Annotated in this window: 15 protein-coding genes; 9 read left to right on the forward strand and 6 right to left on the reverse strand. The window is 68.9% G+C overall.

Annotation, left to right across the window (positions count from 1 at the left end; translation table 11 throughout):
* Positions 1–86 precede the first annotated feature (86 nt).
* The 5 genes from rssA to DPR14_RS06695 all read left to right on the forward strand — a co-directional run bounded on the left by rssA (position 87) and on the right by DPR14_RS06695 (position 6,803).
* Complete coding sequence (gene rssA / locus DPR14_RS06675) at positions 87–1,013, forward strand: patatin-like phospholipase RssA (protein WP_246148937.1); 927 nt, start codon at positions 87–89, stop codon at positions 1,011–1,013.
* 127 nt (positions 1,014–1,140) lie between these two features.
* Positions 1,141–2,610, forward strand: coding sequence for a DUF2336 domain-containing protein (locus DPR14_RS06680; protein ID WP_158044449.1), 1,470 nt, complete (start codon positions 1,141–1,143; stop codon positions 2,608–2,610).
* 109 nt (positions 2,611–2,719) lie between these two features.
* Positions 2,720–5,404: an ATP-binding protein gene (locus DPR14_RS06685; RefSeq protein ID WP_158044450.1), complete on the forward strand. Its 2,685-nt coding sequence runs from the start codon at positions 2,720–2,722 to the stop codon at positions 5,402–5,404.
* A 99-nt stretch (positions 5,405–5,503) separates the two neighbouring features.
* On the forward strand, positions 5,504–5,839 hold the full coding sequence (locus tag DPR14_RS06690; RefSeq protein WP_158044451.1) for a hypothetical protein: 336 nt from the start codon (positions 5,504–5,506) through the stop codon (positions 5,837–5,839).
* Positions 5,840–5,978: 139 nt separating this feature from the next.
* Positions 5,979–6,803, forward strand: coding sequence for an MBL fold metallo-hydrolase (locus tag DPR14_RS06695; RefSeq protein ID WP_158044452.1), 825 nt, complete (start codon positions 5,979–5,981; stop codon positions 6,801–6,803).
* A gap of 15 nt (positions 6,804–6,818) precedes the next feature.
* Here the strand turns inward: DPR14_RS06695 and DPR14_RS06700 are convergent, their stop codons facing one another.
* Genes DPR14_RS06700 through DPR14_RS06715 form a run of 4 tightly spaced genes read right to left on the reverse strand, consistent with a single transcriptional unit; the run spans position 6,819 to position 10,400 of the window.
* Positions 6,819–7,346: a protease complex subunit PrcB family protein gene (locus DPR14_RS06700; protein ID WP_158044453.1), complete on the reverse strand. Its 528-nt coding sequence runs from the start codon at positions 7,344–7,346 to the stop codon at positions 6,819–6,821.
* A gap of 3 nt (positions 7,347–7,349) precedes the next feature.
* Entirely contained in the window at positions 7,350–8,531 is a 1,182-nt protein-coding gene (locus DPR14_RS06705) for a M20 aminoacylase family protein (RefSeq protein WP_158044454.1), read from the reverse strand.
* A 58-nt stretch (positions 8,532–8,589) separates the two neighbouring features.
* Positions 8,590–9,516, reverse strand: coding sequence for a ribokinase (locus DPR14_RS06710; RefSeq protein ID WP_158044455.1), 927 nt, complete (start codon positions 9,514–9,516; stop codon positions 8,590–8,592).
* 44 nt (positions 9,517–9,560) lie between these two features.
* The gene (locus tag DPR14_RS06715; protein ID WP_158044456.1) at positions 9,561–10,400 is read right to left on the reverse strand and encodes a universal stress protein; all 840 of its coding nucleotides are present in this window, start codon (positions 10,398–10,400) and stop codon (positions 9,561–9,563) included.
* Positions 10,401–10,640: 240 nt separating this feature from the next.
* Here DPR14_RS06715 and DPR14_RS06720 point away from each other — a divergent pair, with 240 nt between their 5' ends.
* Complete coding sequence (locus DPR14_RS06720) at positions 10,641–10,892, forward strand: BrnT family toxin (protein WP_246148940.1); 252 nt, start codon at positions 10,641–10,643, stop codon at positions 10,890–10,892.
* A 10-nt stretch (positions 10,893–10,902) separates the two neighbouring features.
* Positions 10,903–11,175 (forward strand): helix-turn-helix domain-containing protein, encoded by a 273-nt coding sequence (locus tag DPR14_RS06725; protein WP_158044457.1) that lies wholly within the window; start codon positions 10,903–10,905, stop codon positions 11,173–11,175.
* A gap of 184 nt (positions 11,176–11,359) precedes the next feature.
* On the opposite strand, the gene DPR14_RS06730 is transcribed toward DPR14_RS06725, so the two are convergent.
* Positions 11,360–12,418, reverse strand: coding sequence for an Ldh family oxidoreductase (locus DPR14_RS06730; RefSeq protein WP_158044458.1), 1,059 nt, complete (start codon positions 12,416–12,418; stop codon positions 11,360–11,362).
* A 119-nt stretch (positions 12,419–12,537) separates the two neighbouring features.
* Between DPR14_RS06730 and DPR14_RS06735 the strand changes: the two genes are divergently transcribed.
* Together DPR14_RS06735 and DPR14_RS06740 are read left to right on the forward strand one after the other, a co-directional pair.
* The gene (locus DPR14_RS06735; RefSeq protein ID WP_158044459.1) at positions 12,538–13,446 is read left to right on the forward strand and encodes an SMP-30/gluconolactonase/LRE family protein; all 909 of its coding nucleotides are present in this window, start codon (positions 12,538–12,540) and stop codon (positions 13,444–13,446) included.
* A 16-nt stretch (positions 13,447–13,462) separates the two neighbouring features.
* Complete coding sequence (locus tag DPR14_RS06740; RefSeq protein ID WP_158044460.1) at positions 13,463–14,473, forward strand: C-terminal binding protein; 1,011 nt, start codon at positions 13,463–13,465, stop codon at positions 14,471–14,473.
* Positions 14,474–14,486: 13 nt separating this feature from the next.
* Here DPR14_RS06740 and DPR14_RS27225 read toward each other — a convergent pair whose 3' ends face one another.
* Positions 14,487–14,651 carry a hypothetical protein gene (locus DPR14_RS27225; RefSeq protein ID WP_192499325.1) on the reverse strand — a complete coding sequence of 55 codons (165 nt, stop codon included), beginning with the start codon at positions 14,649–14,651 and terminating at the stop codon, positions 14,487–14,489.
* Positions 14,652–14,707 lie beyond the last annotated feature (56 nt).

Raw genomic sequence — 14,707 nt, forward strand, 5'->3', positions numbered from 1 at the left:
GCCGCAGGATCGTTCAAACATTTCCCGAGCCCCCGTCAGGCGGGGGCGGAGCCCGCCGAGACGGGCCGTCAGGATCGGGGATCGCCGTGAAGATCGGTCTCGCACTGGGCAGCGGAGCCGCGCGCGGCTGGGCGCATATCGGCGTGCTCCGCTCGCTCGAAGCCTCGGGCATCAAGCCCGACATCATCTGCGGCACCTCGGTCGGCGCCCTCGTCGGCGGTGCCTGGCTGACCGGGCAACTCGACGCGCTTCAGGAATGGGCCTCCACCATGGGCTTGTTCGGCGTGCTGAAGCTGTTGGACGTGACCTTCTCCCGCGGCGGCTTGGTCTCCATCACCAAGGCCTTCGAGCAGTTCCGCAACGATCGGACCGACGTCCTGATCCAGAACCTGCCCGCGGTCTTCGCGACCGTGGCGACCGACCTGGCGACCGGCCGGGAGGTCTGGCTGAGGGAAGGCCATCTGCTCGACGTGGTCAGGGCTTCCGCTGCGATGCCGGGATTGTTCCCCGCCGTCCTGCACGACGGCCAGTGGCTGGTCGACGGCGCGCTGGTCAACCCGGTGCCCGTGTCGCTGTGCCGGGCGCTGGGCGCCGACGTGGTGATCGCGGTCAACCTCAACGGCGACCTCGCGACCCTGCCGCGGCTGGCCAAGGCCTCCGGCTCCTCGGATGAAAGGCCGCCCGCCGAGAAGCCCCCCGTGCTGGCCGCCCTGCTGAACACCCGGATCGGAAGCCGCCTCAGCGACAAGACCCGGTTCCTCGCCAGCCAGTTGACGACCGCGCGCGAACCGGTCCCCAACGTGCTGGAGATCCTGGCCGGCTCGATCGACATCATGCAGGACCGCATCACCCGCTCCCGGCTGGCGGGAGAGCCGCCCGACGTGCTCATAGCGCCCCGGCTGGGGCATATCGGCATCCTGGATTTCGACCGCTCCGACGAACTGATCGAACTGGGCCGGGCCTCGGCAGACGCCATGGGGCCGGCGATTGGGCTTGCCATAAGGCGCGCCTGAGGAAGTACGCACAAGGTGCAGGAGACCAGCGGCGATGTTGTGGCCTTTATCCTTTAGTGCTAATGATACTCCATAAAGACGAAACAATAAGTCTCGGATTTGCGGCCGTCCCTTCGGGCGGGAGGGGATGATGACCGGATCAGGCCTTTCGGAACAGGATGTCAAGCGTCTGCTGGTGGATCGGTCGCCGCAGGCCCGCATCGAAACCATGTCGAAGGTGATCGCCGACTTCGAGTCCGGCCGGTTCTCCGACAAGGAACAGGACCTTGTGCGCCAGATCCTCCAGCGCCTCGCGATCGACGCGGAGATGGCGGTGCGCGAGGCGGTCGCCTGGCAGATCTACAACAGCCCGCTGCTGAACACCGACCTGGCGAAGCGCCTGGCCCAGGACGTCGCGGAGGTGGCCTTCCCGGTGCTGCGCCACGCCACGGTGCTGCCGGACGACTTCCTGGTGGAGGTGGTGCAGCAGCGCGACAGCAAGAAGCAGGTCGCGATCGCCGCCCGCGACGAGGTGTCGGCCCGCCTGTCCGACGCCATCGTGGACACCGCCAACATCACCGCCATCGAGCGGCTGGTCCGCAACCCCGGCGCCATCCTGGCCGAGCCGACCCTGCACAGGACCCTCGACCGCTTCGGCGCGATCGAGACCATCAGCGAGTCCATGGCCGGGCGGGACGACCTGCCGATCACCGTGATCGAGAAGCTGATCCACTACGTCTCGGAGGAGATCCGCGACGAACTGGCGGCGCGCCACGACCTTCCCGCCGGGCTGCTCGGCGGGCTGGTCGAGCATGGCCGGGAGGCGGCGACGCTGCTCCTGCTGAAGCCCATGGCGGGCCGCTTCCGCGACGTCGAGCTGTTCGTCAAGCACCTGCACGCCAACAACAGGCTCAGCCCGTCGCTGCTGTTCCGCTCGCTGTGCTGCGGCGACGTCGACCTCTTCGTGGCCGGGGTCGCCGTCCGCTGCAACCTCAGCATGGCGAACGCCCGCCTGCTGGTGTTCGACGAGGGCCAGCTCAGCCTGCGCGCCGCCTTCGAGCGGTCCAAGATCCCCTTGAGCCTGCTGCCGCCGTTCCGCTCCGCCCTGGCCGTCGTCCGGGAAACCGGCTACCAGGGGGAGGAGGCCCACCGCGCCGACTTCCAGAGGAAGGCCGTGGCGCGCGTCTTCAACGACTGCGCCGGCAAAGGCGATAAGGACATCGAGGAACTGCTGCTCCAGCTCTTCGACCACAAGACCGACATCCACCTGAAGGACGTCGTGCCGGCTCCGCCGTCGGCCGACGACATCGGCGGCGCCCCGAACCATGCCGTAGCCTCCAATCGCAGGAAAAAATCTCCCGCGACACTGCTCGGGACGATGCGGCCCTGTATACAATCGCCTCGTACGTCCCGGTTTGCTATACAATTGCGAGTATCCGTTTTTCGCTCCTCGGGTCCATTCGGGAATGGCAGACACCATTGCAGGGAAAACAACTCCGGGGTGTTCGTCCAGCGGGCGTGGCGACGACCCCGACCAGGTAGATCACGGCCGGGTAGATCACGGCCGGGCAGGGAACGGCCGGGCAGGGAACGGGAGGGAAGACGCCCGCTCCCCTGAACTCCTGCCTCCCGAAGCCCTCGCGGTCCTGGACCGGGCGCCGGTCCCGATCCTGCTGGCGGGGCCGCCGGCGGATGCCCGGTCCGGCGGCCCCATCGGGCGGATGCCGGTGATCCACGCAAACCCGGCGTTCACCCTGCTGGCCGGCCGGGCGGGCATCGCGATCCCCCCGGGATGCCGGCTCGACGCGCTGTTCCGGGTGGCGCCGGGCATGCCGGACTTTCCGGCCGAGGACGGCGCCGTGGCGGCTGATCTCGCGGGGGCTTCCGCCACCGGACCGGCCGGCCAGCTCCTGCTCGCCGTGGTCACGGACCGCCTGGGCAAGAGGAACCACCGGCTCGCCGCCTTCATCGACGAGACCGCCCCGCCGGACCAGAGGGCGACCGTCGAGGCCCTGATGGCTGCCGCGTCGCTCGCCCTCGCCTCCGCGATCGAGGCGGCGACGGCGCGCTCGACCCTCAACACCGTCCTGTCCAGCCTGACCGACGCCTTCATGTCCGTCGACCATGCCTGGCGTTTCACGCGGGTCAACCGGATGGCCGCCGAAGCCTGCGGCATGGCGCCCGAGGACATGATCGGCCGCTCGTTCTGGGAGCTGTTCCCGGAAGCGGTCGGCAGTCCGCTCCAGGCCGCCGCCCACCGGGCCGAGACCGAGCAGGTCCCGGTCCACGCGGAGGCGTTCCACCCTCGGCTCGGCCGGTGGTTCGAGTACCATGTCTACCCGTCGCCGGACGGCCTCGGCATCATCGAGACCGACATCACTTCGCGCAAGCAGCAGGAGGCGCGCCAGCGCCTGATGGCCGACCTCAACGAGGCGGTCCGCCTGCTGGTCGACCCGACCGAGATGATGGAGGTGAGCCTCGTCCTGGCTGGCCGGCATTTCGGGGTCTCGCGCATGGTCTTCGCCGAGATCGACCCCTGCCGGCTCAGCGTGACCGGCCTGCGCCAGTACCGGGACGGCGCGCCCGAGATGCCCGCCGATATCCGGCTCGCCGACTTCGGCGCCAGGGCGATGGAGACGCTTCAGCGCGGCCACACCCTGGTCGTCGACGACGCCCGCACCGACGCGCGCACCGCCGAGGGCATCGCCGCCTTCGATCGGATCGACGCGCGGGCCATGCTGGTGGTTCCGCTGACCCGGTCGGCCCGCCTGCTCGCGCTCCTGTCCCTGCAGGAGCGGACGCCCCGCCAGTGGACCATGGACGAGATAGACCTGGCGGAACGGGTGGCCGAACTGATCGGGGAGGCGGTCGAGCGCGCCCGGGCGGAGCGGGCGGTCCGCGACGGGGAGCGCCGGCTGCGCCTGGCGACCCAAGCGGCCGCCCTCGGGGAGTTCGAGTACGACCCGGCGACCGGCTCGGTGATCCGGTCGGTGCTGGTCGACCGCCTGTTCGGCTTCCAGCCGGGCGAGGTCGGGCCGCACATAGATCCGTTCCTCGGCCGCATCCATCCGGATGACATCGAGGCGTTCCGCCGCGGGCTGGAGGACGCCATCGCGGGCAGGGCGGACTGGAACCACATCTTCCGGGTCATCCACCGTGACGGCCGCATCTGCTGGATCGCCTCGGTCGGCGAAGTCATCCGCCGGTCCGACGGGACCGCCCAGCGGATGGTCGGGATCATCCGCGACATCACGGTGGACTGGCTGGCCGAACAGGAACTGCGCCGCGCCCGCGACGCCGCGACCGAGGCGAGCGCCGCCAAGACCCGCTTCCTCGCCGCGGTCAGCCACGACCTGCGCCAGCCGATCCAGGCCGTGTCGCTGTTCCTCGACCTGCTGAACCATAAGGTCCTGCCGCCCGACGCGCGCGACCTGATCGGCATGATCGACGTGTCGGTCAAAGGTCTCCAGGGCATGCTGAACGGACTGCTGGACGCGGCCCGGCTCGACGCCGGCATCGTCAAGCCGGTGATCCAGCCGTTCAACCTGGACGAACTGCTGGAGCGTCTCGCCGCCGAGTTCGAGGGTCAGACCACCGCCGCCCGCCTGCTGTTCGAGGTGCGGCCGGCCAAGGTCGCGGTCTCCAGCGACCCGGTCCTGCTCGAACAGATCCTGCGCAACCTGCTGTCCAACGCGGTCAAGTTCACGATGCGCGGCTGCATCCTGCTCGAATGCATCCCGAACGAGACCACCGTGGACATCCATGTCGCCGACACCGGCCCGGGCATCCCGGAGGACAAGACCGAGGCTATCTTCCAGGACTTCCTGCAGCTGGACAATCCGGCTCGCGACCGCAGCCGGGGGATCGGCCTGGGGCTGGGCACGGTCGCCCGGACCGCGCGGTTGCTCGGCCATCCCGTGGGCGTGCGCTCCAAGATCGGCGAAGGCGCCATCTTCACCGTCACGGTGCCGTTCGCCGACGCGCCGGTGAAACCGCCGGAGAAGCTCTGGCGCGGCCACGAGCAGTGGCAAGACCGCATCCTGGCCGAGCGCGCCATCCTGGTGGTGGACGACGACCATGCCGTCCTGACCGCGCTGGTGATGCTGCTGGAGGACTGGGGCATGCGGGTGATCCGCGCCGGCGGGCTGGACGAGGTGGCCGAACTGCTGCCCGAACTGGACAGTCCGCTCGACCTCGTGCTGACCGACTACCGCCTGCCCAACGGCGCCACCGGGGCCGACGTGATCGACCTGGTCAGGCAGAGCGACCGCCATGCGGAGATCGCCGGCCTGGTCATGACCGGCGACACGTCGCCCGAACGGCTGATCGAGGCCCAGAAGGCCCAGTGCCGGCTGCTGCACAAGCCGGTCAATCCGGACGACCTGAAGCGCGCCCTGATCGCCTGCTTCTGACCGCTCCCAACGCCCGGGTCCGGGGCGGACTTGTAACGATGCGGCGCGAGGCCATCTGCAAGGCAGTGAATTTTGGATATCGGCCGGAGGATGACGATCATGTTCGACTCTGATACCAACCGGCGCCGCGACCCGGAACCCGCGGACCCCAACGCCCGCAGCATGATGCGCTTCGCCCTGTTGAGCGGGTTTTCCCTGGTCCTCGCCCTGCTGTGGCCGCCGCATCTGTTTCCGGTGATGCTGGCCGGGTTCCTGTTCATCAACGCCATGACCAGCGCGGCCGTCGCGGCGATTCAACGCCAGCCGCTCTGGAGCCCGACCCTGACGCGCTGGGACGAAGGGGCCGCGTTCTATGTTTTCGGCTTCATCGCCGGGCTTTTCATCGATCCGGCGGTGGTGGAGGACGCCCTGAACGCCACACGTGCCGGGAGTTGACATATCGGGGTCTGCCTAGACGCTGAAAAAGCGCAAACCCGTTTTTGGAAGATTGTCCAAAGTTGTGATCCGCGTCACTATGACGGTGCGCATGTGGTAGTAGGATGTGCGCTTGTCTTGATTCCGGTACGGGTTTGCCATGGCGTTCAGTGCGACCTTCTGGGGGGTGCGCGGCACGATTCCCTGCCCATCTCCGACACATATCCTGTTCGGCGGGAACACGAGCTGTGTCGAGGTGGCGGTGGGCGACAACACCATCATCCTGGATTGCGGCACCGGGTTCCGAGGCCTGGGCAAGCATCTGATGAAGCGGACGACGCGGCGGGCGACCATCCTGCTCAGCCATTTCCACCTGGACCATATCGCCGGCTTCCCGTTCTTCCAGCCCGCCTACAACCAGGATTTCTCCTTCAGGATCATGGCGGCGCGCTTCCAGGGCTGCCCCAACATCCGCTCGATCCTGGCCAGCCAGATGGAGCCGCCGCTGTTCCCGGTGCCCATGCGCACCATGAAGGCCGACATGACGTTCGAGAACTTCAGCCCGGCCGATACCCTGACCCTGGACGGCGGCATCCGGGTCCGCACCGCGGGGCTCAACCACCCCGACGGCGCCTGCGGCTACAGGATCGACCACGAGGGCCGCTCGCTGGCCTACGTCACCGACACCGAACATGTTCCGGGGACGCCTGACCGCAACATCCTGGACCTGATCGCGGGGGCCGACCTCGTGATCTACGACGCGACCTACACGGAGCAGGAGTTTGCCTGCAAGGCCGGCTGGGGCCATTCCACGTGGTTGGAGGGTGTCCGGCTGTGCCGGGAGGCGGGAGCCCGCCGCCTTGCCCTGTTCCATCACGAGCCCGACCATGACGACACCTTCATGGCCAAGCTCGAGGCCGAGGCGCAATCCGCCTGGGCTCCCGTCTTCGCGGCCCGCGAGGGCACGACCGTCACGCTGGAGTGACGGCCGGGACCGGGGCTACCGGGTCTGGACGAACCGGACCGGCGAATCGTCGCGGCGGATGATCCGGATCACGTACGGCGACGTGAGCATCTGGGCGGTCATGGCTCCGGGAGCCGGGGCACGCTCGCCGTAGGAAATCACCAGTTCGCGGCTGCTCGGCAGCCCCTGTTCGATGAACTGCCGGTCGGTCGTCACCTGTTCCGCGACGTTCTCTATCGCCACGCCGTAGCCGGCCGTCTGGCGCATGCCGAGGAAGACGCCGATCCCCATCCAATCCCGGGGCAGCGGACCGGGCGCCGGCGTGGCGGCCAGCTGCCAGAGGTTTTCCCATTGCTCCTGGGTGCGGGCGACGATCGTGGTGCGGCCCTGCACGGACGCCTGGGTGCCGCTCCATTCGAACTGGCCGTCGATGCCGGGTGCCTGGGCGATCTGGGCGCCCTCCGGGTTGGAGAGAGGTTCGCCGGCCAGCAGGTTCATCGCCGTGGTGCAGCCGGTGGCGGATATCAGGACGGCGCCGAGCGCCGCCAACAGGATTTTGCGCATGGGTCAGGCGGCTCGCGGCAGGGCGGATTCGACCAGCTTGGCCCAGTAGCTGGCGCCGATCGGGAGGATCTCGTCGTTGAAGTCGTAGCGCGGGTTATGGACCATGCAGCCGCTCGGGCCGCCGGCCTGGCCGATCCAGACATAGGAGCCGGGCCGCTCGTTCAGCATGAAGGCGAAATCCTCCGCCCCCATGCTGGGCGCGGGATCGTGCACCACCTGCGCCGCGCCGACCACGTCGGCCGCGACTCGGGCGGCGAAGTCAGTCTCGGCGGCGGTGTTGACCGTGGCCGGGTAGTTCCGCCGGTAATCGACCTCCGCCACCGCGCCGAAGGCTTCCGCCGTGGCCGTCGCGACGCGCTTCAGGCCGGCCTCCACGCTGTCCTGCACGGCGGGCTCGAAGGTCCTGACGGTGCCGCTCAGCACCACCTCCGCCGGGATCACGTTGTAGGCGGCGCCCCCATGGATCTGGGTCACGCTGACCACGGCCGAGCGCAGGGGGTCGGTGTTGCGGCTGACCAGGCTCTGCAGCGCCGTCACGACATGGGCCGCGACCACCACCGGGTCGACGCCGTGGTGGGGCATGGCGCCGTGGGCGCCGTGGCCGCGCACCCGGATGTCGAACTGGTCGGCCGCGGCCATGATCGGCCCGGTGCGGACCGCGATCGAGCCGGCCGGCATTTCCGGCCAGTTGTGCATGCCGTAGACCTCCCTGGCCGGGAACAGGTCGAACAGCCCTTCCCGCACCATCTTCTGGGCGCCGCCCTTGCCCTCTTCCGCGGGCTGGAAGATGAAATGGACCGTGCCGTCGAAGTTGCGGGTCTCCGCCAGGTACTTCGCGGCTCCCAGCAGCATGGTGGTGTGGCCGTCATGGCCGCAGCCATGCATCTTGCCCGGCACCCTGGACGCGTGCGGGAAGTCGTTCTCCTCCTGCATGTTCAGAGCGTCCATGTCGGCGCGCAGCGCGATCACCCTGTCGGTCCCGGATGCGCCGCCCGCCGTCAGCGTGCCGACGACCCCGGTGCCGGCCAGTCCCCGATGGACCGCGATGCCCCATTCCTCCAGCTTCGCCGCGACGATGCCGGAGGTGCGGAATTCCTCGAAGGCGGTCTCGGGATGGGCATGAAGATCGCGCCGCCAGGCGGTCATCTCGTCGTGGAAATCGGCGATGCGATTGATGATCGGCATGGTTCGTCTCGGTTCGAATCAGGGAGTCCGCCCCCGCACGTTAGCAGAGACAAGCGGGTCAGGACAGCCGCAGCGGTGCGGAAACCTCGGCCAGCCGGGCGTCGATCGCCTCGGCGGTCGGCAAGCTCTCCTGCGCGCCCAGGCCCAGGCAGGCGATCGAGGCCCCGACGCTGGCCCGGTGCAGGGCCTCGTCCGGGCTGGCGCCGCCGTCGAGCGCCGCCGTGAGGATGCCGCAGAAGGCGTCGCCCGCCCCGGTGGTGTCGACCGGGTGTATCTTCAGCGGCGCCGCCGTCCACAGCGAGCCGCCCGCTTCGGCCATCAGCGCGCCGGCGCTGCCCAGGGTCACCACGCAGGTGACGCCGCAGGTGCGGGCGAGGTCGCGGGCGAGCCCGGTCGCCGAACTGGCGGAAAGCTCCAGCCGCTCGGCGATCTCGGCGGCCTCGTGCTCGTTGACCACCAGGATGTCGATCAGCTTCAGGATGTCCGGCGGCACGTCGGCGGCCGGCGCCACGTTCAGGACCGTGCGGGCGCCCAGCGCGTGGGCGCGCCGGACCAGCGCCCAGTTCTGCTCCGCCGGCACCTCCATCTGCATCAGCACGGTGACGCCCGCGCCGAGCCCGTCGTCGGCAACGTGGTCGGCCGACGCCGACAGGTTGGCGCCGCTGGCGACCGAGATGAAGTTCTCGCCGTCGCCGTCGACGCAGATCATGGCGCAGCCGGTCGCCGTCCCTGTCACCTGGATGCCCGAGGTGTCGACCCCGTTGCGCACCAGGTTCTCGACCAGCGTCGAGCCGAAGGCGTCGGGGCCGATGCAGCCGGCCATGGCGACCGCGGCACCGGCGCGGGCCGCCGCGATCGCCTGGTTGTTGCCCTTGCCGCCCGGCTTCAGCTGGTAGGCGGGGCAAAGGACCGTCTCTCCCGGTTTCGGTAGCGAGGGGACCGTCATCACGAGGTCCATGTTGAGCGAGCCGAAAACCAGAATCATAGGGGTCCCATTGTGAATGCGCGTCGGTGCCGGACCGGGACCGCTCAGTGGGAGAACAGCACCGGTATGGTCATGTGCTGCATAATATGGCGCGTCACGCCGCCCAACACCAGTTCGCGCAGCCGCGACCGGCCATAGGCCCCCATGACCAGCAGGTCGGCCGACGCGTCGGTCGCATAGTTCAGGATCATGTCGCCGGGATCCATCCCCCGGGCATTGACGTGGTCGGCCGTGACCGCCACGCCGTGGCGCGCCAGGTGGAGGCTGATGTCGGCGCCGGGCTCGTCGCCCAGCCCGTTCATGCCGGTCTTCGGGTTGACCGCCAGGACGCTGACCTTCTTCGCGGTCTCCAGGAACGGCAGGGCGTCGTTGACCGCGCGCGCCGCCTCGCGGCTGGCGTTCCAGCCGACCACCACCTGCTCGCCGATGGTCGGGAACCTGCCGGCATAGGGCACCATCAGCACCGGCCGGCCGCAGTCGAACAGCACGTCCTCCGGATGGACCGGCGGCACGTCGCGGCTCCGGTCGGGATCGATCTGGCCCAGGATCACCAGGTCGGCGTAGCGGCCGACGATGCCGGTCACCTCGGTCGGGTCGCCGCGCAAGGCCCGCCACTCCGCCCGGGAGCCGATGCCGGCCAGCTCGACCCGCTGGCGGAACAGAGCGGCCGCCTCGTCGGCGATCTCCTGCGCCATGCGCCGCTGCAGGGCGATCACGCTGTCGCCCAGCTCGCCGGCGACATAGCTCGGCAGCGCCGGCGGCGCCGATACGAACAGGCCCGTCAGGTGGGCGTCGTGCCTGGCGGCCAGCATGGCCGCGGCGTCGATCCGCGCCGCGGCCGGCTTGTTGGTGTCGACGACGACCATCAGGTTCTTGAGCGCCATGGAATTTCTCCCCCTCTTCTGGTTCCGTCACGAATCGGCGTGACCGGCCTTCCCGTCGCATCGGCAGCATCCTCCCGTGGACGGACCTGTTCATTGATCAGGATCAAGACGGGGTGATCATCCGGTACGGGCGGTTTCCATCATGGCGCTTTGGGCCGGCAGGGCAGCAGCGCCGGCCTCGTGCCCTTCGTGCCATACAAGATTGATGCAAGTGCGCTAATAGCGTATGGTTGGATTGCGATGGATGGTATCAAGATCAGCTTCGACCCAAACAAGGATGCAGTCAACCAGCGGGATCACCACCTGTCGCTGGCGTTTGGAAAGCGGGTCATGGCCGGTCGGGTCTTCGAATTTTCCGATACCCGATTCGCCTACGGCGAAGAGCGGCTGGTGTGCTTTGGCTATGTCGAGGGCCGGCTGCACGTGTGCGTCTATACCGTCCGCGAGGATACGGTTCGTATAATCTCCGTTCGCAAAGCGAATGACCGGTAGATCGGGAAGTATGGCTGACACTCTGCCGAACGACGACAATCCCGACTGGAGCGGGTTCGATCCCGCGCCGCTGGATTATGCCGCCAAGCTCAAGGCGACGAGGGCCCGTCTTTTCCTGAGCCAGGACGGTTTCTCGGCGCTTCTCCACGTTCCACGCTCGACCCTGCAGAACTGGGAACAGCGCCGGACCGAACCGGACGCGTTCGCCCAGACCATGATCGACGTGATCTACGATGATCCGGAGGAGATGGCCGAACGGCTGAAGCGCAGGCTTGTCGTCTGAATCCGACGTGACGCGAGACAGCCGGACTTTCCGTTTGGCGGACGATACGGGATCGCGGGCCTGCTGAGCGGTGGGATCGCCGAGGTGAAAGCGCCGGCATGGATTGCCGACGCTCATCCTCGGCGATGGCCGGACTATGGTCGCGCCATGGAACCATGCCGTCGGCGTGAGGAATCCCGCCTGGTCAAGGCTCCGCCATCGCCTCCGGCGGCTCGACGCCGAACCGGGCCGCCCAGGGCTCCAGGGCCTCGCCGATCCCGGCATACAGGTCGACGCCGCTGCGCAGCTGCTCCGCGCGGCGCTTCAGCCCGCCCTCGCCGGGCAGGCGGACCGGCGGAGCGCCGGGGCGCGGCGGGATCGAATGGGCCTTGTCGGCCAGCCAGCCGGTCTCGCGCAGGAAGGCGTCGCGCCCGCCGAACGCGTCCGGGTCGAACACCTGAAGGAACACCGAGGCGCCCCAGCCGGTGGCGCCGTCGGCCCGGCCGTAGCCGCCCAGCGCCGAGGTCATCATCTCGATCATCAGCCCCAGGGCGTAGCCCTTGTGCCCGAGGTCGAGACCGCCGAGCGGCAGGATCGCGCCGGGCGGATCGGCGAAATAGGCCGAGGCGTCGGCGGTCGGCTCGCCGTGCCCGTCGATCAGCCAAGGGTGGGGCAGGGGCTTGCCCTCCGCGTGGCAGCGGTTGGTCAGGCCGTTGGTGGTGGTCGACATGCTGACGTCCAGCAGCACCGGCCCGCTGGGGGTCGGCCAGCCCGCGGCCAGCGGGTTCGGGGTCATCAGCCGGCCGATGCCGCCGTGCGGCGTGACGCTGGCGCCCGCCGGGTCGGAGCTGGCGAGGATAATCGCGAGTCCCCGGTCGGTGGCGCGCTTCAGGTATGCCGCGAGGCAGGCGATGTGGTGGCTTCGGCGGATGACGACCGTGGCCGTGCCGTACTGCACCGCCCGCTGGCTGGCGAGGTCGAGCGCCTGGACGACCAGCCAGGGTCCGGGCAGGCGGCGGCCGTCCCAGGTGGCGGCTGGACCGGTATCGGCCAGGGTTTCCGGATCGCCCGACACCGTCATGTCGCCGGAGTCGATCTCCTTCAGGTAGCCGGGCAGCAGTTGCAGGCCGTGGGTGGTGTGGCCGAACAGGTCCCCTTCCACCAGGATCTCGGCGACGGTCCGGGCGCGGGCGGAGGACAGGCCGGCGGCCTGAAGCAGGGCGGCGGCGTAGCCGACCAGTTTGTCCGCGGCGAAGCGGGGCATGACAGTTCCTCCTGGATATCCTGCGTTTTTCGAGGGTTGACGGGACCCATGGGGCAGCGGATCGTTCGCCATGACAACAAAAAACCGACATCGCAACCGACATTCGGGGGGATCACGTCATGGATCGGGCTTTTGAAATCATCGACGAGCGCTTCAAGCGCTACGCGCTCGGCAACGTCTTCGTCGAGCGCCTGCACACCGGGATGCGCTGGGCGGAGGGGCCGGTCTGGTTCGGCGACGCCGGACAGCTTCTATGGAGCGACATCCCCAACAACCGAATCATGCGGTGGGTCGAAGGCGGCGGAGTCAGCGTCTTCCGCAGCCCGTCCAACTTCTCCAACGGCAACACCCGCGACCGGCAGGGGCGGCTGGTCACCTGCGAGCACGGCGCGCGGCGGGTCACCCGGACCGAGCACGACGGCACGGTCACCGTGCTGGCCGACAGCTACCAGGGTCGCCGGCTGAACTCGCCCAACGACGTGGTGGTGAAGTCGGACGGCTCGGTCTGGTTCACCGACCCGCCCTACGGCATCCTGACCGACTACGAGGGCCACCGGTCCGAGATGGAGCAGGACGGCTGCCACGTCTACCGGATCGATCCGGAAACGGGGCAGGTGACGGTGGCGGCGGACGATTTCGACAAGCCGAACGGCATCGCCTTCTCCCCCGACGAGCACATCCTCTACGTCGCCGACACGGGCGCCTCGCACAGCAAGGACGGCCCGCACCATATCCGGGCCTTCACCGTGTCGCAGTCCGGCAGCCTGTCCGGCGGGGAGGTGTTCGCCACCATCTCGCCCGGGCTGGCCGACGGCTTCCGCTTGGACACGGACGGCAATGTCTGGACCAGCGCCGGCGACGGAGTCCATTGCTACTCGCCCAACGGCGACCTGATCGGCAAGGTACTGGTCCCGGAGGTGGTCTCCAACCTGGCGTTCGGCGGGCCGAAGCGGAACCGGCTCTTCATCACCGCCACGACGTCGCTCTACGGCGTCTATGTCGGCGCGAACGGCGCCGGGCCGTTCTAAGGGAAGGAGGGACCGGATGCGTATCCTCATTCCAGACGCGCAGTTCCTCGACGACGCCGGGATCGAGCGGGCCGCCGCCGGCCCGGGGGTCACGTTCGACGTCCATCGCGCCGTGCGGGAGACCGACGTGCCGGAGGTGAGCTGGCGCGCCTGCGACGCCGTGATCTGCTACCATGTCATCCAGTACCGCGGTCCCTGCCTGGACTGGCTGGAGCGCTGCCGGGTGATGGTGCGGGCCGGCGTCGGTTTCGACAACATCGACATCGATGCCGCCGCCGGGCGCGGCATTCCGGTATGCAACGTGCCGGACTACGGCACCACCGATGTCGCCGACCACGCCATCGCCATGATGATGACCCTGACCCGCGGGGTGGCCGCCTACGACGCCCAGCTTCGCGCCGACCCGGTGGGGGCCTGGCGGTTCGACACGCCACCCCTGGTCCGCCGCATGCGCGGCCAGACCTTCGGAATCGTCGGGCTGGGGCGGATCGGGACGGCGGCGGCGCTGCGCGCCCGTGCCTTTGGCATGGACGTGCTGTTCTACGACCCCGCGCTGCCGACCGGCGCCGAACTGTCCTTCGGCTTCGGCCGTACCCGGTCCCTGGCCGACCTGATGGCGAGGTCGGACATCGTCAGCCTGCACTGCCCCCTGACCGGGGAGACGCGCGGCATGATCGGGGCCGAGGCGCTGGCGGCCTCCCGGCCCGGACAGATCCTGGTCAACACGGCGCGAGGTCCGGTGGTCGATCTGGACGCCCTGTTCCAAGCGCTGAAGGAGGGCAGGCTGGCCGGGGCCGCGCTCGACGTGCTGCCGGTCGAGCCGGCGGAACCGGACCATCCGCTGATACGGGCCTGGATGGCGCAGGAACCCTGGATCGCCGACCGCCTGCTGATCAGCCCCCATGCCGCCTTCTACAGCCCGTCGAGCATCGTCGACCTGCGCCGCAAGTCGGCCGAGACCGCCCTGGCGGCCCTGGCGGGGGAACCGATCAACTGCGTCAACGATGTGGTGCCGCGGCGCGCCTGATGCCGACCCACGATCAGGATTGCCGTTCGGCAGGCCCCACCGGTTCATACCGGTCGTGCTCGTCGGACGGATCGGTTTCTTGCGGAACCGATCCGTCCGACGAGTCGTCGCGGCCCAGCTCGGACCGGACCTGTTCAAGGCTGCGCAAAGGGTTCAGGAGATAACTGCTGACGGGCATTCAAAACGGCTCCTTGGCGATAAGAAAAGATATCGAGCAGCCGGTGAATGACTGAT

Origin of the sequence: Skermanella pratensis (assembly GCF_008843145.1) — a bacterium.
In the GTDB taxonomy this organism is placed as follows: domain Bacteria; phylum Pseudomonadota; class Alphaproteobacteria; order Azospirillales; family Azospirillaceae; genus Skermanella; species Skermanella pratensis.

Excerpts from the sequence above, each read along its gene's own strand:
- DPR14_RS06680 (WP_158044449.1), top strand. The coding sequence starts at position 1,141 with ATGATGACCGGATCAGGCCTTTCGGAACAGGATGTCAAGCGTCTGCTG.
- DPR14_RS06690 (WP_158044451.1), top strand. The coding sequence starts at position 5,504 with ATGTTCGACTCTGATACCAACCGGCGCCGCGACCCGGAACCCGCGGAC.
- DPR14_RS06695 (WP_158044452.1), top strand. The coding sequence starts at position 5,979 with ATGGCGTTCAGTGCGACCTTCTGGGGGGTGCGCGGCACGATTCCCTGC.
- DPR14_RS06700 (WP_158044453.1), bottom strand. The coding sequence starts at position 7,346 with ATGCGCAAAATCCTGTTGGCGGCGCTCGGCGCCGTCCTGATATCCGCC.
- DPR14_RS06705 (WP_158044454.1), bottom strand. The coding sequence starts at position 8,531 with ATGCCGATCATCAATCGCATCGCCGATTTCCACGACGAGATGACCGCC.
- DPR14_RS06710 (WP_158044455.1), bottom strand. The coding sequence starts at position 9,516 with ATGATTCTGGTTTTCGGCTCGCTCAACATGGACCTCGTGATGACGGTC.
- DPR14_RS06715 (WP_158044456.1), bottom strand. The coding sequence starts at position 10,400 with ATGGCGCTCAAGAACCTGATGGTCGTCGTCGACACCAACAAGCCGGCC.
- DPR14_RS06720 (WP_246148940.1), top strand. The coding sequence starts at position 10,641 with ATGGATGGTATCAAGATCAGCTTCGACCCAAACAAGGATGCAGTCAAC.
- DPR14_RS06725 (WP_158044457.1), top strand. The coding sequence starts at position 10,903 with ATGGCTGACACTCTGCCGAACGACGACAATCCCGACTGGAGCGGGTTC.
- DPR14_RS06730 (WP_158044458.1), bottom strand. The coding sequence starts at position 12,418 with ATGCCCCGCTTCGCCGCGGACAAACTGGTCGGCTACGCCGCCGCCCTG.
- DPR14_RS06735 (WP_158044459.1), top strand. The coding sequence starts at position 12,538 with ATGGATCGGGCTTTTGAAATCATCGACGAGCGCTTCAAGCGCTACGCG.
- DPR14_RS06740 (WP_158044460.1), top strand. The coding sequence starts at position 13,463 with ATGCGTATCCTCATTCCAGACGCGCAGTTCCTCGACGACGCCGGGATC.
- DPR14_RS27225 (WP_192499325.1), bottom strand. The coding sequence starts at position 14,651 with ATGCCCGTCAGCAGTTATCTCCTGAACCCTTTGCGCAGCCTTGAACAG.